Origin of the sequence: Hymenobacter translucens, from assembly GCF_020685205.1 — a bacterium.
GTDB classification, from domain to species: Bacteria; Bacteroidota; Bacteroidia; order Cytophagales; family Hymenobacteraceae; genus Hymenobacter; species Hymenobacter translucens.
On the sequence record NZ_JAJERB010000009.1, the window covers coordinates 41,513 to 58,613 of the forward strand.

At 61.0% G+C, this 17,101-nt stretch carries 13 protein-coding genes, 1 tRNA gene and 1 riboswitch; of the genes, 5 read left to right on the forward strand and 9 right to left on the reverse strand.

Going from position 1 to position 17,101, the window contains the following annotated elements:
- The first annotated feature begins 123 nt into the window (after positions 1-123).
- Positions 124-1,860 (forward strand): OmpA family protein, encoded by a 1,737-nt coding sequence (locus tag LJY25_RS17615; protein ID WP_227609799.1) that lies wholly within the window; start codon positions 124-126, stop codon positions 1,858-1,860.
- A 45-nt stretch (positions 1,861-1,905) separates the two neighbouring features.
- Here LJY25_RS17615 and LJY25_RS17620 read toward each other — a convergent pair whose 3' ends face one another.
- The 3 genes from LJY25_RS17620 to LJY25_RS17630 all read right to left on the reverse strand — a co-directional run bounded on the left by LJY25_RS17620 (position 1,906) and on the right by LJY25_RS17630 (position 5,547).
- A complete protein-coding gene (locus LJY25_RS17620) occupies positions 1,906-2,298 on the reverse strand; it encodes a hypothetical protein (protein WP_227609800.1) in 393 nt (130 codons plus the stop codon).
- Between the two features lie 49 nt (positions 2,299-2,347).
- Positions 2,348-4,954, reverse strand: a complete 2,607-nt coding sequence (locus tag LJY25_RS17625; protein ID WP_227609801.1) for a hypothetical protein — start codon at positions 4,952-4,954, stop codon at positions 2,348-2,350.
- A gap of 520 nt (positions 4,955-5,474) precedes the next feature.
- Positions 5,475-5,547: transfer RNA gene (locus tag LJY25_RS17630), tRNA-Gly, on the reverse strand.
- A gap of 208 nt (positions 5,548-5,755) precedes the next feature.
- Here LJY25_RS17630 and LJY25_RS17635 point away from each other — a divergent pair.
- The gene (locus LJY25_RS17635; RefSeq protein WP_227609802.1) at positions 5,756-6,301 is read left to right on the forward strand and encodes a GNAT family N-acetyltransferase; all 546 of its coding nucleotides are present in this window, start codon (positions 5,756-5,758) and stop codon (positions 6,299-6,301) included.
- Between the two features lie 86 nt (positions 6,302-6,387).
- Positions 6,388-7,500 carry a dienelactone hydrolase family protein gene (locus LJY25_RS17640; protein WP_227609803.1) on the forward strand — a complete coding sequence of 371 codons (1,113 nt, stop codon included), beginning with the start codon at positions 6,388-6,390 and terminating at the stop codon, positions 7,498-7,500.
- A gap of 59 nt (positions 7,501-7,559) precedes the next feature.
- On the opposite strand, the gene LJY25_RS17645 is transcribed toward LJY25_RS17640, so the two are convergent.
- The 3 genes from LJY25_RS17645 to LJY25_RS17655 all read right to left on the reverse strand — a co-directional run bounded on the left by LJY25_RS17645 (position 7,560) and on the right by LJY25_RS17655 (position 10,885).
- Entirely contained in the window at positions 7,560-9,821 is a 2,262-nt protein-coding gene (locus LJY25_RS17645; RefSeq protein WP_227609804.1) for a B12-binding domain-containing radical SAM protein, read from the reverse strand.
- A gap of 153 nt (positions 9,822-9,974) precedes the next feature.
- Positions 9,975-10,544 (reverse strand): AraC family transcriptional regulator, encoded by a 570-nt coding sequence (locus tag LJY25_RS21415; protein ID WP_227609805.1) that lies wholly within the window; start codon positions 10,542-10,544, stop codon positions 9,975-9,977.
- Positions 10,541-10,885, reverse strand: a complete 345-nt coding sequence (locus LJY25_RS17655; protein ID WP_227609806.1) for a hypothetical protein — start codon at positions 10,883-10,885, stop codon at positions 10,541-10,543. The genes LJY25_RS21415 and LJY25_RS17655 overlap by 4 nt, the downstream gene beginning before the upstream one ends.
- A 230-nt stretch (positions 10,886-11,115) precedes the next feature.
- On the opposite strand from LJY25_RS17655, the gene LJY25_RS17660 reads away from it, so the two are divergent.
- A complete protein-coding gene (locus LJY25_RS17660; protein ID WP_227609807.1) occupies positions 11,116-11,412 on the forward strand; it encodes a hypothetical protein in 297 nt (98 codons plus the stop codon).
- A gap of 80 nt (positions 11,413-11,492) precedes the next feature.
- Here the strand turns inward: LJY25_RS17660 and LJY25_RS17665 are convergent, their stop codons facing one another.
- Both LJY25_RS17665 and LJY25_RS17670 read right to left on the reverse strand, forming a co-directional pair.
- Positions 11,493-12,590 carry a DUF5074 domain-containing protein gene (locus tag LJY25_RS17665; protein WP_227609808.1) on the reverse strand — a complete coding sequence of 366 codons (1,098 nt, stop codon included), beginning with the start codon at positions 12,588-12,590 and terminating at the stop codon, positions 11,493-11,495.
- A 36-nt stretch (positions 12,591-12,626) separates the two neighbouring features.
- Complete coding sequence (locus LJY25_RS17670) at positions 12,627-14,555, reverse strand: TonB-dependent receptor (protein WP_227609809.1); 1,929 nt, start codon at positions 14,553-14,555, stop codon at positions 12,627-12,629.
- 202 nt (positions 14,556-14,757) lie between these two features.
- Positions 14,758-14,978: riboswitch (cobalamin riboswitch) on the reverse strand.
- Between the two features lie 193 nt (positions 14,979-15,171).
- On the opposite strand from LJY25_RS17670, the gene LJY25_RS17675 reads away from it, so the two are divergent.
- A complete protein-coding gene (locus tag LJY25_RS17675; RefSeq protein ID WP_227609810.1) occupies positions 15,172-15,771 on the forward strand; it encodes a DNA-3-methyladenine glycosylase in 600 nt (199 codons plus the stop codon).
- Positions 15,772-15,876: 105 nt separating this feature from the next.
- On the opposite strand, the gene LJY25_RS17680 is transcribed toward LJY25_RS17675, so the two are convergent.
- On the reverse strand, positions 15,877-17,094 hold the full coding sequence (locus LJY25_RS17680; RefSeq protein ID WP_227609811.1) for a class I SAM-dependent methyltransferase: 1,218 nt from the start codon (positions 17,092-17,094) through the stop codon (positions 15,877-15,879).
- Between the last annotated feature and the right edge of the window lie 7 nt (positions 17,095-17,101).

Genomic DNA, 17,101 nt, shown 5'->3' on the forward strand with positions numbered 1-17,101 from the left:
CCCCCGGCGAAAGGTCCGCTGATTGGTTTCGCCGGGGTTAGCTGTTTTTTACTAAATTTTGGTGGCTTAGCGGCGAACTGAGTATTCCCGTCAAGGTCATTCTGCTTCCGAACGCCACTTACTATGAACAAACTTTTACGGGTAGTACAGCAGGCAGCCGCGCTTGTTACAGTTGCACTGGCTTTGCCGCAGGTCGCCACGGCCCAGACGGCCGAGCGACGCAGCAGTATTGGAGTTAACCTCAGCGCCCTGCAGTACCAGGGCGAAATCAGCAACGACTACTGGAAGTTCAGCAACAGCCGATACGCGCCCGGCGTGGCTATCAACCAGTACCTGGGGCGGGGCATCGACCTGAACACCCAGCTGTTCTACGGGGAGTTCACGGGCCGACGCAACTCCCGGACCTACTTTACAACCACCGTCGTAAATGCGAACCTGGGCTTCAAGCTCAAGCTCAACAACGGCTGGGCGCTCAAGGAAGACGCCCTGATTCAGCCCTACCTGCTCGTGGGCTCGGGCTGGACCTACGCCAGCCGGGCGGGCGCCTTTGACAGTGCCCGAATCACCCAGGAAAAAGGGTATATCGATTTGATGGGAGCCGCCGGCTTCAACCTGCGCCTGGGCCCGGGTGTGGGGCTGTTTGTACAAACCGGCCAGCACCTGCCGCTCAACGCCAACCTCGACGGCTCCCCGGAAAAGCAGACGCCTAACTGGTCTGACCGGTTTCTGCAGCATCAGATCGGCCTGACGTTCAACCTGGGCCAGGCTCCCGATTCCGACGAAGATGGGGTGCAGGACCGACTCGATATGTGTCCCAGCACCCCACCGGCGGTACCCGTCAATGAGCGGGGCTGCCCTCTGGATAGCGACTCGGACGGTGTGCCCGATTATCAGGACAGCTGCCCCGGCGAGGCTGGCAAGGCCGAGTTCAACGGCTGCCCTGATGCTGACGACGACGGCGTGATGGATTCCGATGATGCCTGCCCGAACACCGCCGGCCGGGCCGAGCTGCGGGGCTGCCCCGACGCCGATAATGACAACATCACGGATGAGGAAGACCAGTGCCCCGATACCCCGGCCGGCGCCGAGGTCGATGCCAAGGGCTGCCCCGTAAAGCCGGCTGCTGCTCCGGCCGCGCCCGCCGCCCCGGCTGTGCCCAGCACCGATACTGACAATGACGGAGTAGCCAACGACGTGGACCGCTGCCCCAGCAGCGCGGGTCCGGCCAGTAACAAGGGTTGCCCCGAGGTAAAGCCCGAAACCTGGCAGCGCCTGCACGAGGCCACGAAGTTTATCAGCTTTGAGCTCAACAAAGCCACGCTGCTGCCTTCGTCGTTCGCTACCCTCGACGACATCGTCCAGATCCTGACCGACTACCCCGATTATACCCTCAGCATTGCCGGTCATACCGACAGCAAGGGGCCGGCCGCCTATAACCTGCGCCTTTCGCGGGAGCGGGCCGCCGCCGCCCGTACGTATATGCTTAGCAAGGGCGTCGCCGAAAACCGGATTGAGCTGCGGGGCTACGGTGCCCGCCATCCCATTGCCAGCAATACTGCAGAAGCCGGCCGGGCCCAGAACCGCCGCGTGGAATTCAACCTCTTCCTGACCGGCGACCCCAATGCCGCGCAAGTAAAGTACGGCCGGGAGCCGGTGCTGCCCACCACAGTGCCGGCGAGGCGGGCCAAAGCTGCCCCCGCCCGGAAACCAACGATCCGAAGAGCGCCAGTGAGAAAGGCCGCGCCTAAGAAGGTTGCCCGCCCGGCTGCTCCTGCAAAGGCGAAGGCTGCTGTTCGGCCGGCAACTCCTACGCCGAAAACAGCTGTAAAAAAGCCGGTTCCCGCGCCGCCTCGGCGGTAGGGAACCGGCTTGCTGAAGCCAGGATGGATGCTATTTAAAGCGGAGCTAGTTGAGGCCCTGCCGGTCGCAGCTGCCCTTGGTTACGGTTATCGTGCCCGAGTAGCGCAGGCAGTTGGAGGAGGTGCTGCTGATGCTGTAGCTGTGACTGCCCGCCGGTAAGGTAACGGTGAGGGCCGTTGCACTGTTTGACCCGCACGCTGGGGCCGACGAGGTCCGGTCGTTCAGGTCTCCTTTGTAGTTGGAATCGATGTAGACAGTCAGGTTGCCGCAGTTGTCCAGCCGGGGGTTCAGGCAGTAAAACGTAATCTTGCCGGTGTTGGCTCCGGCCGTACCACCGGTTGGGGCGGGGGCTACGCCTTCGAGATAGGAGTCTTTGTTGCAGGCGGTCAGAGCAAGAGTCAAAGCCAGCAGCAGAGGCAGAGAAGAAAGCTTCTTCATAGGTTTTTTATGCAGCGTAAGACGTTAGAAAAGCTGTTGAATACCAGCCTTAGTTGAAGTAGTCAAGGGGGTGGGAGCTGTCGAAGATCGTCCAAGTCTTCCCTAGCATGAAACTCATGTAATTCTGGTTTGAGCGGTCACTCAGGGGAAATCTGGCGGTTCCGGCAATGGCGTATTTCTGCGCGTAGCCGACGGTAATGTTGAACCCACTGTAGCCCTGTACCTCGAGCCGGTAGGAATAAATGGGGTTCTTCAGCAGGTCTTCGGGGTAGAACGAGGGCTTCTCGGCAAAGGCCTGCAGCAGCACGTACAGATCTTCCCCATCCGACAAGTCCAGCTTGAAGCCGGTACCAACGCGCAGCAGCGAGTAGTTGAACTCTCCATTCGCCATATGGTCGTCGGGAGTAGCGGAGGCGTTCAGCGTTGACTGAATTACATCGTGGTCTTCCGTAAGCGTGCCTGCCCGGGAGATATACTCCACGGTGTTGGCCAGCTTGAACCGCTTGACGCCCACATCGAGCCGGCCCTTACCACCCCAGATGACAGCAGAGGCAGCGGTGCCCTCGCTCGGGTAAACGCCGTAGGCTCCCCGGAGGTGGCCGGCCAGGTCGATGTGACGGGAATGGCGGTACAGAACGTTGAACTCAGCCGCGCCAGGCATAATGTCCAGGGTTCCGGTCTTGGTTTCGCCGACACTGCTTTTCCTGGTGTGGTTCATCAGGATCGGGAGGCTCTCGTAGCCAATGCCCGTGTAGACGTTCCATATCATCGTTCTTTTGCCCGCCTCATCGGCCGTCTTGCTGTCATCCGCCATCAGGTTCAGGGCCACTGACTGGGTAGCGCCCGTTATGATGGCGTCGCGCTTGTACTGCTCATCGGCTTTGTTGAGCTTTTCCTCGAAGGCCATCTTGTCCAGGTAATTACCTGCCGGCGTCTGTCCATCGGTTGGATGCAGATCATAAATCAGGAACGCCGCATCAGCCCGCTGACTATTGATATAGCGGCGCTGGGCTTCCACCATCATTTTGGCCTGGCCCCGCATGTTGCGGCGGGTGTTGGTGTCGCGGTATATGTTCTTCCGCATGGCCTCGTTCAGGTCCAGGTCCTCGTTGCACCATTTAATTCTTTGCAGCAGATAATCGTGCAGCCCGCTGCCACGGTCGGTAAAGGGAATGGCCGCCATGTACAGGTTTTTGGCATTGTACAGGGCGGAGTGCTCGGCGTAGATGCGGCGGGCATATTCCTGCTCGTTGTTCTGGCGCTGGTCTTCGTACAGCTCGTCAGCAATAACCTGGATATAGGCATTGTTGTCCCACCATTCGCGCTTGAGCTCCAGCGCTTCAAAGGGCTTGATTGCCAGGGCCGCTTCGTGCGCTGTTTCGGCTTCGGCAATGGCCTCAGCATACCGTTCCGGATCAAAGGCCATATCCTGCTCGAAGCGGGCCAGCTCTTCCTCATCGCGCGCACGCCGCTTGCTGGCCTGCTCCTTCAACTCATCCTCCCGGCGTTTCTCGTCGGCTTCCTCCTGGGCCTGCTGCTCCTGCAGCTGTTTGGCGCGCGCTTCGTCCCACTTTCGGCGCTGCTCGGCATCCATTGCGGACTTAAGGCTGTCGTGGCGGGCTGTCGTCGCGGCCTCCTGCGCTTTGCGCAGGGCTTCCATCTTTTCCTTTACCTCCTGGGCCTCCTTCTGCTGGGTGGCGGCGTGTTCACGGGCTTTTTCCTCGGCCTTGGCTTTAAGCGTGGCAGCCTCTTCATTGCGGCGCTGCTGGTCGGCTTCGATCTGCCGGACCAGGCGCTGAACTGCCCGGGAAGCGGCCGGGTCATCGTGGCCCGTGGCTGCAGCCTGCTCATAGATCTTCTGAGCCGCTTTGGTGTCGCCCCGCTGCTCGATTTCTTCCGCAGCTTTCAGCAGCTCATCGTAGCTTTCCTTGACGCCCTTTTTGCGGATTTCCTCCTGTGCCCGGGCCATTTGCTGCGTCAGGTTCGTCAGGTCGCGGCCCCCGATGCTTTTCGCTTTTTCGTAAGAGCGGATGGCACCCGGCCAGTCCTGACGTGCGGCCGCTGCCATACCGGCTTCATAGGCCTGATCGTAGGCCAGACGCCGTTTCAGCTCCGCATTGTTGCGTTCGATATGCTGCTGCAAAGGGCCGGCCCCTTCCCAGTTAATGTCAATAATTTCAAGTGGCGTTATCGACCAGTTGCCAACTACCTTTTGTTCCTTGGTTTTTGCGCTCATCAGCAGGCGGCTGTTGCCAAACCAGCCACCGCCGGCCCCGGCTGTGCCACTAAGGATCATCTCCTCGCTAAAGCCGGGTCCTTCCACTCGCGCCCGCACTTTAAAGCTCGAAGCCTTAACCTGCCGAAACATCGATTCAGATTCGCCGTGGCTGTAATAGGGTTCTCCTTTGTAATTGTACTTCGTGTAGTCGGGGTGCGTGGTCAGGTCGTAGCTGAGCTCCATCTCCCCAAACCCTCCGACTAAGTTCCACGCAAAGTCAGCCTGGGTATACCGCAGACCGTTTTTGGTGAATGGAGTTTCGTAGCTCAGGCTGGTAGTGCCCTTGGGGCCCTGCGCCCGGATGTTGGTTGCCGCCAGTAGCAGTAACAGTAAGGTAATGCCCAGATGCTGGGCCGGGTTACGGTAATAGGTGTGCATGTAGGTGATTTGCAGATAAATGCGAGCGGCCCTTCGGGGCAACAGAAGCGTATAATCAGTGTGCTGAAGAGTCGCTTAGTACATTTTCTGCGTCGCCTGATTTTAAGCCAGCATCAAAATTATCACCTCCCCTCAGCTGACACAATACCTAGAATCAGGTATTTTCCGGAAGTGCCTGGTTGGTATATTCCCTTGGCTCGCCCCGTTTAGCCCGTACTGTGCAACTAACCCACCTAGCTGCTACCGTTATCTGCCCTCGGCGGCGGGCAAAAATAGGACTGGATCGTGAAGCAGATATATTCTGGTAGCTGCTGATCAGCTTAACAAAACAGACCTGGCGTCCCGCAACGAAGTGGTTTATTATCGACTGCGGCACAAGCGTTTGTAGAATGCGATTCAGCCTGCCGTCGAGCGAGCCAGGAAGCCCTTGGGGATTAACAAATTAGCTTGTCCAAACTGCAGCGTAAGCCAAAAACAAAACAGCCACCCGGACTTGCGTCTAGGTGGCTGTTAATCAATGAGCGAGAAACGAGGTTCGAACTCGCGACCCTCAGCTTGGGAAGCTGATGCTCTACCAACTGAGCTACTCTCGCTTGGTAAAACAAAAATAGCCAGCTTTTTCGGACAAAACGAGCGACCAGCATAATTTCTTCCGATGGGCCTGACTGGGGAAATGAGCTGAGTGTGGCTAGCCCGAACGTCCTTCTGCCGCGAAAATATCCTGCTAATTTTGCCTGCCGATGCTTCGGGAGTTTTGCTGTTCGTTTCCTGGGCCTGTTAAAGGCTGTTTTATCCCCTTGTATGTCATCTCCCCTCCGTATCAGCATGGCAAAGCGCAATGCCGCTACCGCAGCCCAGCTGTCTGAGCTTGGCCGGCAGACTTTCCATGACGCCTTTGCTGCCGACAACCGGCCTGAAGATATGGCCGAGTACCTGCAGGCCACCTTTAGTGAGCACCAGCAGTTGGCGGAGCTCGAAGCGGGGAATACTATCTTTCTGTTGGCTCACATGCAGCAGGAGCTGATTGGCTATGCCAAGCTCAGCTTCGGCTCCAGACTTGGACTGGAGCCCGGCAAGTCGGAGCAGGGGCGGATGGAGATTGAGCGTCTTTACGTGCTGCAGGACTGGGTTGGGACCGGACTGGGAGCCACGCTAATGCGACGAGCCTTGGAGGAAGCCCGGCTGAAAGCCTGCCACACCGTGGTGCTGGGCGTATGGGAGCGAAACCAGCGGGCTATTGACTTTTACCGTCGCTTTGGGTTTCGGCAGATCGGGCAGCATGAGTTCCGGGTTGGGCAGGATGTGCAAACCGACCTGATTATGCGCAAAGGGCTCGAAGGGCGTTAAACGACATCGGCTGATGGGCGTATAGGGCGGGTACTTACCTTTGGCACCCGTTCACCAATTTCCTGGCTGTGACCATCCCCCGGCTTTTGCTGCCTTTTTCCCGTCTGCTTGCCGCGGTGTGCCGGTGCTCCGCCCTGCTATTGCCCTGGCTGCTGCTGGGCTGCTCCGCCGATACTGGGCGGCAGCCGCTACCTACCGGGCACTACGAAGGCACCATTACCTACCAGGGCAGTCCCCTCCGAATGGTGCTGAATTTGCGGGAAGCGGTTCCCGGGCAGCTGCAGGCCGATGTTTCCTTTCCTGAGCAGCAGAACACGGGGTTTCCCGCTTTTAATCTGCGGTACAATGCACCCAAGCTGGACTTCGAGCAAAGTCCCGGTGGAATAGTAGGCAATATCAAGGTGGAGGCCATCCGGGAAGGAGACTTCTGGCGGGGGGAGTTCACGGCCGACAGCCTGCGAGGTGAGCTGCTGCTGGTGCGACGGGGGCAGCCGGAGGCCCGGCCTTACAAGCTGGAAACTACAACCGGCAAGCAGCCTGTTCTCCGCTTTATTAGCCTCGATACCACAATGCAGCACCCCGCCATTGCTTTGTTCCCGGATCAACTCAATGCCGCGACGGCACTGACCTGGGCCGATGCGCTGGCCCGGCAGGGCTTCAGCGTGACTCTGGTGATACCCGAAGCCGGCAACACCCCGATTGGCCCCGAGCCTGATACCGCCCGCCTGCCCCTGATGCGCCAGGTGCTGAAGACGCTTCGGCAGGAGGCCCGCGTAGACACCAGTCGTATTGGTATCTGGGCGGCCGGAAGCCAGGGCTATGCCGCTGCTGTGCTGGCTGCCAGTCACCGGCAGGTCGCTTTCCTTATCGCTCAGAGCGTAGGACTGTCTACGGCCACCGATGCTCAGCCATTCCGGACCGTGGCCCGGCAGCGGGTTCCGGTGCTGGGGCTTTACGGCAACCAGGATACGCTTCTGAACGCGCGCGAAAGCAGCCGGCGCCTGCGCAATGCTCTTGGGGGCCGCAGAGGCAGCCAGGTGCGAACCTTCGCCCAGGCTGATCACCGGTTGATGCAGCGGGGGAAGATAAGCGAAGAAGGCAAGTGGGAATGGCCTGGGCTGGCCACGGGCAGCGTCGAAGAGGTACTCAGATGGCTCGGCCAGGTAGCCCCAGCTGACACCGTTGCCGCAGCGCGCTAGCAGCCAGGATTATCTTCCGCTATGCCGTTGTGAGGCCCGGCTGACCTCGTTGTAGGGTCTTATAGGAGCAAAAGGCCTTTCTCGCGCAGCACTAGCCAGGGGGGCGAAATCGTGAATGCCTCGAACGACATGCCCGCGCTGTCGCGGGGGAAGCGCTGGGCAGCGTCCTTAAGCAGCAGCTTCTGCTCATAGTCAGCGGACAGCCCGGTCAGCAGCTGATGCAGCCATTCTCCAATTCCCACGCTGGTCTTAACCTCGAAATCCTCCGCCTGCTCGTAGAACGTCAGCACGGCGCGCGCGCCCTTTTTAGCTTCGGTAATTTCCAGCACCGGAGCGTTGCCCAGCCAGAACAGGCGCTGGTTTAGCCGGGCTGCATCGGGCTTGCCGCCTTCCTGCCGGGCCTGCTGAATAAGGTGGCGGGGCACGGTAGGGCGGGGCACCCGGAAGTCAAACCAGAACTGCAGGGGCTCGTCGAGGGCTACGCCGTGCAGGTAGTTGTACAGGGCTTTAGCCAGGCCCGGCCCGAACAGCTCGTGGTCGGCGCCGGTGGGGTCGTCGTGCCAGAGGTCGTTCCAGGCAAAGTCGCCGGGCTCGGGCCCAATAGGGGCAACCTGGTATTTCCCAGGATTCTTGCCCACGGGGCTGTGGGCCGTCATGGAAAAGCGGTGCCAGTAGCCGCTCTGCACGATGCCCGCCCCAAACAGCTGACGCACCACTTCCAGCGAGTCGATTGTTTCCTGGGCGGTCTGGGTCGGGAAGCCGTACATCAGGTAGGCGTGCACCATAATGCCGGCCTGGGTGAAGCCTTCGGTAACCCGGGCCACCTGGGCAATGGTGACGCCCTTCTCCATCAGGGCCAGCAGCCGGTCCGACGCTACTTCCAGGCCCCCGCTCACGGCGATGCAGCCGCTGGCCGCCAGCAGCCGGCACAGGTCGGGGCTGAAGGTTTTTTCAAAGCGGATGTTGCCCCACCACGTAATACTCACGCGCCGGCGCAGCAGCTCCACGGCTAGGTCACGCAGGGCCAGGGGCGGGGCGGCCTCATCCACAAAGTGAAAGCCGGTTTGCCCGGTCTGCTTAATGATCTGCTCGATGCGGTCCACCAGCAAGGTGGCCGGAGCCGTTTCGTAGCGGCTGATATAGTCGAGGGTGACGTCGCAAAACGAGCAGCGCTTCCAGTAGCAGCCGTGGGCAATGGTGAGCTTGTTCCAGCGCCCGTCGCTCCAAAGCCGGTGCATCGGGTTCAGCACCTCAATCACCGACAGGTACTCGCTCAGGGGCAAGTCGGAATAGTCCGGGGTGCCCACTTCCTGGTGTGGTACGTCAGGCTGGGGAAAGTTGACATACTCGACCTCACCGGCCTCATTGCGCAGAAATGTACGCTGCAACTGAATAGAGCTATTAGCTGATAGCTGATAGCTGTTAGCTTTTCCTTGGGTGTGTTTGAATGAGGAGTTACCAGCTAACAGCTGACGGCTAATAGCTTCCAAAATTCGCAGCCAGGGGCCTTCGCCGTCGTCCAGGGTCAGGAAGTCGATGTAGTCGAAGAAGCGGGGCTCCCGGATCTGGCGCAGTTCGGTGTTGGGGTAGCCCCCGCCCATCAGGGTTTGCACGTGGGGGAGGCGCTGCTTGGCTCGTCCGGCCAGCCGAAGCGCCCCATACAGGTTGCCGGGGAACGGAACGGTGAAGCCAATAACGTCGGGCCGGACCCGCTCCAGCAGCTCGTCGAGCAGCTCCAGCAGCATCTGGTCGACCAGGTTCGGCTCGGCCTGCAAGGCTTCGTAGAGCGGCTCAAACGAAGTGGCCGATAAAGCCAGCTTCTCGGCGTAGCGTGAAAAGCCGAACTGGGGTCCAACGGTTTCCTTAAGCAGGTCGGCCAGGTCTTCGAGGTAAAGCGTAGCCAGGTGCCGGGCCTGGTCGCTGAGGCCCATGGTGCCAAATGCCGTTTCCAGATCGGCCACATTGTCGAACCGGGCGGCCTCGGGCAAAAACCGGCTGTGGCAGATGCGCGACGCCAGGGTATTGTCCTTGTTCTGCAGAAAGCGGATGACCGGCTCAATGGTCGCCAGGTAGCTGTGTTGCAGGCGCAACATCCGCCGGGCATTGTCGCTTAAGGCAAAGGGGCCCCGCTCAATCTCGGCGAAGACCCGGGCCAGACCAGACCGGGAGAAAATTTTCAGCACCAGCTCCAACCCCAGGTCCGCCTGCGTCACGGCATAGCCGCGGCCGGCCAGGAAGCCCTTCAGGTAGGCCGTAGCCGGGTAGGGGGTATTGAGCTGGGTGAGCGGGGGCGTAACAAGCAGAATGCGGGGACTGGACACGGCAGCGCAAAATCAAAGCGGACCACAAAGGTACGCACGGGTGAAGCCTTCGTCCGTGTAGAGCGCGGACGTAGCCGCCGGCTAAACAAAGCGGGCCGCCGAAGCGTTGCAATTCGCTTCAGCGGCCCGCTGTAAGGGCAGTAAAAAAGTTAGCTAGAGACTGTCCAGGCTCAGGCGCTGGGGCAGCAGGTCGCGCCGAAACTCGCTGACGGAGCGGCCGGTAACCTGGCGGAACTGGTTGGACAGGTGCTGCCCGCTGCTGTAGCGCATCTGGTCGGCAATTTCGCCCAGGGTCAGCTCGCCGTAGCTCAGCATCTCCTTGACCCGTTCGATCTTGAGGCGGATCAGGTATTTCTCGATGGTGAGGTTGGCCGTCCGGGAAAAAACCTTGCTGAGGTGGGAGTAGGTTGCCGCGAAACGGTCGGTCAGAAAGGCGGAGGTGGTCAGGGGCATCCGGGCCGTGCGCAGGTGCTCGAGGTATTCGCCCAGGGCTCCTTTGATTTGTTCGGTAAGCTGTTCGGCCCGGCCCATCAGCACATCAAAACCCGCTTCCCGCAGGATGGGCGCCACGGCTACGGGGTCGGCCGGGGTCGTCTGGGCTAACTGAGCATGGCCGAGCTTAACTTCGGTAGGCTGGTAGCCGGCTTGCTCAAGCAGATTACGCACCGCGTCGATGCAACGCGGGCACACCATATTTTTGATATGCAGAAGAGTTGTTTTCACGGGCGGTTTCTGGTTTCGGTACGCGGAGTATTGCGCGCGGGTTTACGGGAAGTCGGAGCAGAGGTTACAGTGCGCGGCCGCGAAATATTTTCCTCGGCCCAGTCAGCTCCAAACCACTTCACAGTGGCCCAGCTTATAAAGGGCACTACCCCCAGAAAAGTTACCGCCAGCAGCCAGAAAAATAAAACAAAGGCCCCCAGCAGTCGGGTGAAGAAATAGTCCTGCCAGCCAAACAGGTACAAAATCATAGCCAGCCCCAGCCCTAGGCTCACGGCTGCCAGAATGGCTGCGCGGCGAACCAGGGGATGAAAAGCAGCAGAAGTGAAAGAGCGGTTGGGCATCGGGAAGAAGGGGCTAATATAGCACTTTGCTAAGTAATAGCAGCACGCTTACTGCAAAGGACCACGGAGAAGATTCGGCAGCGGCTTACAAAGTAACGGCACTTGCCTTAGAACTGCCATGCCTCATGCGAGCTGCCCCCGAGCGGTACCGCGGCCGGAAAATAACCGCGCCGGCAGATTGCCGTAGGAGAGAAGAACTTCGGTTGCCCATTCTGTTTCCAGCTTCTCCTATGAAAACCCTCCCTTTCCTTCGCCCCCTGGCGTTTGCCGGTCTGCTGCTCTTCACCCTTCCTTCCTGCGACACCGGCACCCGCGCCGGCGACACCAACGTGGAAGACGGCGACGCCAAAAACAAGAACCCGGACAATATGGACCCTAATGGCGACGCTGCCAACGGACCGATTAAAGACGGCATCGGTGCCCAGGACGATGCCGATACCACCCAGGGCCGTACCGGTCAGCAGGACTTCGACCGCGCCGAGGACGCCCGCGACGCCGACAGCAACGGCATGGAGGACAAGAAGTAGCCTTCGGCCCCACGTAACGCACAAAAGGCCCCTCCACTGCGGTGGAGGGGCCTTTTGTGCGTTAGCAGCTAACCTGCCGGTTAATAGAACACGAAGCCGTTGGGTCCGATGTTCACCTCGAATGAGTCGATGGCCGCGCCGGTGGGCTGGTAGCGGATAAACTTGCCGGCCGTGGTGAACGGGGAAATCGAGCCGTAAATCGTGTTGTCCCGGGGGTCAACGGCTAGGCCGTAGAAGCTGCGGCGTATCAGTGGGGAAGCGGGCAGCGTAGCGCTGCCGATGCTCATCTGGTACACGGCCCCGCGGTAGCGGTAGTACAGCTGGTCGCGGTTGCCGTTCAGGGTCAGGCCGCTGGCGCCACCCGAAGCAAAGGGAAACACCGTCGGCGTGAGCGTGCCGGCGCTAAGCTTAATCAGGTTGGCCGGCGTGGCGGACAGGATAGGGAAGCTCGGCGCCGGGCCGTAGCGGGTAATGCCGCTGCACAGCACCCAGATATTGCCCGCGTTGTCCTGCACGATGCTGCGGGGCGCGTCCTGTACCGTGATGGTCGACTCCACTGCATTCGTCGCGGTGTTGATGACGCTGAGCGTGTTCTGGTCGGAGTTGCAGACGTACACCTTGCCGTTGGCCAGCAGCATCTGTTCCGGGTTTACGCCGACGTTGATAGAGCTCGTAACGGTATTGGTGGTCAGGTCGAGCACTGCCACTTTACCGGCGGTATAGCCCGCCGAGGGGCTGCCCTGCCACTGGCTGATGTAGGCTTTGTTGGTGCCGGCAACCACCATGTAGCGGGGCTGCTGCAGGCCGGTAATCGTTTTCTCGCTCTTGAAGGTGGTCAGGTTTACCACTTCCACCTTGTTGCTGTTGTTGACTACGATGTACCCCTGCTGGCCCACGACCAGCATCGACTGAACCACGTCGCCCAGCGCGCCCTGGTTGACGGTGGTGAAGATGTTCTTGTCGACTACCGTTTTCGAGGTCTTGCTGAACAAGCTCACGGCCCCGTTGGGAGTACCGTAGGCGCCTTCGTTGATGATAAAGACATTGTTGCCATCCTTGGCCAGGTTATACAGCGGCTGGGGCTCGGGCGTCGGCGGGTCGCAGCTGAACAGGGCCAGAGAGCCAACGCCGGTCAGCAGCAACAAGCGTAATGTGGAAAGGGAGTTGGGGATGAACATAGAAAAAGGTTAAAGGGAAAAAGTGAACGAGTGAGGTTAGCGCCAGCCCAGCCGTAAACTCAGGTTGACGGACCGGGGCGGCATGGCGCGGTACGCGTAGTTCTGGTAAGTGCGGTTGGTCAGGTTGTAGCCCTGCACCAGGCCGGTGAGCAGCAGGTGGGAGCCCAGGGGCTGGGTGCGGCCTACGGTAGCGTTGAGCAGCAGGTAGGACGGCAGGAAGTCGGTGGCTGAAGCGTCGGTGTAGCGGTAGCCGGTATAGCTGAGCACGGTTCCAAGCTGCCAGTTGCGCCATGTCTGGTCGGTGCTGAACGTGGCCGTGGTCAGCGGCACGTAGGGTAGCTGCCGGTTCGTGGGGTCGAAGTCGGCCGCGTGCCCGCTCAGCTTGCGGGCCTGGGTAAAGGCTGCCGCAGCCTGGGCCGTGAGGCGGTAGCCGGCGCGGTGCCAGCTGGCCCGGGCCGAGGCTTCCACGCCCCGGGTGCGAACCAGCTTCAGGTTGCGGGGCAGGTAGTAGCCGTCGGTAGGGTGGGCAACCCACTGCACCCAGTCGTTGACAAGCTGCTGATAGGCCGTCATGCTCGCTTGCAGGCTACAACCCGGGCGTATGGCTTCGTAGCCTAGTCCGCCCTCGTAGCCAAAGCCCGATTCCGGCAGCAGGTTGGGCTGTCCACCGGGCCGCCAGTACCGCTCGTTCAGCGTAGGGGCCCGGTAGCTGCGGGAGGCGTTGCCTTTCAGCGTGAGCTCCTGCTGGACGGGCGAGCTTGCTTCGGCGTTACGCTTCTGCCAAATTACCCACTCGGCCCCCAGCGTGGGCGTCAGCGGGGGGCGGCGGTTGCTTAGAAAGGCTTGGCGCATGTTGGCCGACAGCCGCAGCCGGGCTGAGGGGTCGAAGCGCAGCAGACTGAAGGCGGCGGCCCGGTTTTCGGTGCGCCGCTCCCCGTAGCCATCCACCACCGCCGAGAAATGCTGCACCTCGGTGCCCAGGCGCAGACTTAGGTGGGGCAGGAAGTTTATGGTATGCTCGGCCTGGACCTGGGTGGTTTTCACCCGGGAGCGGCTGTCCACATTGTCGTTGCGGTAGTTCAGCACGTCGTCAAACCAGGCTGCCCGCACCACCGACTCATGCCGGCGGCTTACGTGGCGGTAGCCCAGCAGGGCACGCCGGCTTTGGTCCCGCTCCCGGGCGTGGTTGTTGGCTGAGCCCATAGCCGGCTGAATCTGCCGGTCGGCATCGGTTAGCCAGGCCGAAGCCAGCAGCTCACTCTGCCGGCCCAGCCGCACGGCTACGTCCTGGGTGAGGCTCCATTGCCGGAAAGCCGCATTTTCCTGACGACGGCGCACCCGGCTCCCTGCCTCGAAGGCCGTGTAGGGAAAGTCGTTGGCTGCCTCCCGGTACAGCGCCGCGGTGCGCACCGATACCCGCTCATTGCTGAAGCTGACTTCTCCGTTGCCGGCCCGCAGGCCGAAGCTGCCGGCATCAAGCTGTACGCTGCTTTGCAGGCCCCGGCCCCAGGTGCCCGTGGAGCCCAGCAGCACGGTGCCGCCCACAGCGCCGGTCCCGTAGGTGGCTCCGGCCGGCCCCGGCTGCACGATTACCTGCTGCTGACCGGTAAGCGGAAACAAGGCAAAGTCGGCCTCGCCCAGGGAAGGCAGGTTGATGTTGAACCCATTCCAGAGCACGGCGGTGTGCCGGGCCGAGGTACCGCGCAGGGAAATTGAGGAAAGCTGGCCGGGGCCGTAGTTTTTCAGATACACCGCCGAACGGGCACTGAGCAGATCAGCCACGGTGCCGGCGCGGTACTGGGCCAGGGTAGCCGAGTCAAAGGACAGGGTGGTGGAGCCGACGCTGAACCGGCTGGTGCGCGTCGCCTCTACGCGGACCGAGGGTAGCATCTGCCGCAGCGTATCGGGTGCCGGCGTCGATTGCGCCAGCACCTGGCCGGGCAGCAAAAGAAGCCCGAAAAGCACCGGAGCAAACCGGGGCAGTGGCCGCCACGCAGGAAAACGAGTACTATGCATCCGAACTAAATTCCCGGTTTAGGAAAATTCAGTTCAAAACCTCGCGGGTAGTTCTTTGAAAAACGGCCGCGAAGCCGAGGCTGAAAACAGGGTAATCCACGGCCCGGGGGCCGCAACTGCATTCATTCTCCGCCTTTCACCCGAAAGCGCTGAACCTGGGAATGTATAGGCAGGTCTCCTGGCTTGCTTCTGAGCGGGCTGCCTTCCCATTTCTCGGCCTCCCTCGGGCGGCGTCAACGAAACAGTGGCCACGGATAAGCCGCGCCTGGTATGAAGCGTACAGTTGCGGGGACAGCTCCGGAATGTAACCGGATTCCCTTTTCAGCCTCGCTCCGCAATTAGAGTCCGGCCACCTATAACGAAAGCAAAGATAAGGGAATAAAATGTGCTGATGAAGGGAAGGTGCTGAGGTGCGAATGAAGCCAGCTAACAAATGCAGGCAGAACTCAGGACAGGATTCTGCTTGGGCACGTATGTAGTACCGCTAAGGGCCCGCTCCAAAGCCGGCGAGCTGCGTCTCAGAAAAGCGTAGCAGCCTATCCGCACATTGCCCACATTTAAAAAGATGAAGATTCCTGCCGCCTACTACCAGCGCCCCGACGTCGTGCAGATTGCCCGGGAGCTGCTGGGGAAATACCTGTTCACCAGCATCGGCGGCGTGCTGACCGGTGGCCGGATTGTCGAAACCGAGGCTTATGCCCATATCAACGACCAGGCCTGCCACTCCCACCTGGGTCGGTTTACCAAGCGCACCAGCATTATGTACGAAGCAGGCGGCGTGGCTTACTGCTACCTGATCTACGGGCGCTATACGCTGTTCAACATCATCACCAACGAAGCCGGCAAGGCCGACGCCGTGCTGATTCGGGGGCTTGAGCCCACGGAGGGACTTGCCGAAATGCAGCTGCGCCGGGGCCTGGCCGCTCCCGCCCGCAACCTGACGGCGGGGCCGGGCCTGCTTACCCAGGCCCTGGGCATCACCACCGCCCACTACGGCACCGACGTCACCGGCGACCTGATCTGGCTGGAAGACCGCAACGAAACGCTGCCGCCCGAGCTGGTAACAGCAAGTCCCCGCGTCGGCATCGATTACGCAGGATCCGATGCCGCATTACCCTGGCGGTTTCGGGTGAAAGGCAGCCCCTGGGTGAGCCCGGCGAGATGAAGTAGTGAGGTTGTCGGGACGGTTTCCACCCGGATAAAAGCAAAAGCAGAAAGCCCCGACGCAGGTATTGGTCGGGGCTTTCTGCTTTTCAAAGCGAATGGCTGCTCAGCTTGTCTGCTCCTGCAGGCTAACCTTTTCACAAACCAGCACGATCAGGCGGCCGCGCAGGTCAGTGGTGGCAAACAGGTAGGTGTCGCCACCTTCCCGGATGCCGGTGTGGTGACGAAAATCGGCGACGCTGTCCGGAAAGTTGCGGGTCGTGACGTGGGCTCGGGCTTCGGGGCCAAGGTGGGCTCGCAAGGCCTTCCGGTCGTACTTCTCAGCGGCCCGGATCCGAAAAATCCGGCCCGGGAAGTCCGGGCGCAGCATATCGGACATGTACAGGTGGCTGTGCTGATGCAGCTTGAGCAGCTCGAAGGCCGTGCCCACACTGCGGAAGCCGCTTGCCTTAAGGACAGCCACGTTGGGCTCGTACAGGTAGCCCTGGGGCAGGGGCTCAGCGTAGCGGGCAATAGCCCGGGCTTCCCGGGCCCGGTTCAGCCGGAACTCCTGCTGGGTACCGTCGCGCAGCAGGTTCACGGTAAACCGTTCCGGGTCCACGGCCGGCTCGGCGCCCAGCTCATACAGCACTTCCTTGCACTCATTATCGACGGCCACTACCCAGAGCCGGCGCACATGGGCCAGCTGCTCCACGGCCTGGTCAATGTCCAGCATGGGCGAGGTTTTGAGCAGGATGCGCGGGCTCTTGTGCAGCAGCAAAGGCAGCAGACGCAGCACGTCGGGCTCACAGTCCTGCAGCCGGTAGATTTTGCGGTCAGCGGTATCGCGCCGGGCCGGGTCCAGGTAAATCCAGTCAAACGTCTCGTCGGTGGCCTTCAGGAAGGCCAGGGCCTCGTCGGCATGAAACTGTACGTTGCCGATGCCCAGCTGCTGCAGGTTGTACTGCACCACGGCTACAAGCGAGGGGTCCCGCTCGACGTAATGAACCGAGCCGACCTGCGCGGCGAAGTGCGCGGTGTCCACGCCGAAGCCGCCCGTAAGGTCGGCCAGGCTTCGACCGCCTACGAGACCAGCCTTAAAAGCGGCCGTGCGGGCCGAGGACGACTGCTCGACCGAAAGAGAAGAGGGAAACACCAGGTCCGGGTTGGCCGCCCAGGCCGGCAGCTTGGTGCGGGCTTTCTGACGGGCCTGAATCTGACGGACCAGATCGGGAACGGGCAGGGTAGGGTAGCGCCGGGCCTGCAACGCCAGCTTGGCTGGGTCATCGTGCAGGTGCTGGGCCACGTACTGACGAGCTGCTTCGGGCAGCGGAAACTCTAGCATTTAGTCC

Coding starts and splice junctions, on each gene's coding strand:
- LJY25_RS17625 (WP_227609801.1), bottom strand. CDS start 4,954: ATGCACACCTATTACCGTAACCCGGCCCAGCATCTGGGCATTACCTTA.
- LJY25_RS17680 (WP_227609811.1), bottom strand. CDS start 17,094: ATGCTAGAGTTTCCGCTGCCCGAAGCAGCTCGTCAGTACGTGGCCCAG.
- LJY25_RS17655 (WP_227609806.1), bottom strand. CDS start 10,885: ATGCCCAACCGCTCTTTCACTTCTGCTGCTTTTCATCCCCTGGTTCGC.
- LJY25_RS17620 (WP_227609800.1), bottom strand. CDS start 2,298: ATGAAGAAGCTTTCTTCTCTGCCTCTGCTGCTGGCTTTGACTCTTGCT.
- LJY25_RS17675 (WP_227609810.1), top strand. CDS start 15,172: ATGAAGATTCCTGCCGCCTACTACCAGCGCCCCGACGTCGTGCAGATT.
- LJY25_RS17660 (WP_227609807.1), top strand. CDS start 11,116: ATGAAAACCCTCCCTTTCCTTCGCCCCCTGGCGTTTGCCGGTCTGCTG.
- LJY25_RS17615 (WP_227609799.1), top strand. CDS start 124: ATGAACAAACTTTTACGGGTAGTACAGCAGGCAGCCGCGCTTGTTACA.
- LJY25_RS17635 (WP_227609802.1), top strand. CDS start 5,756: ATGTCATCTCCCCTCCGTATCAGCATGGCAAAGCGCAATGCCGCTACC.
- LJY25_RS17665 (WP_227609808.1), bottom strand. CDS start 12,590: ATGTTCATCCCCAACTCCCTTTCCACATTACGCTTGTTGCTGCTGACC.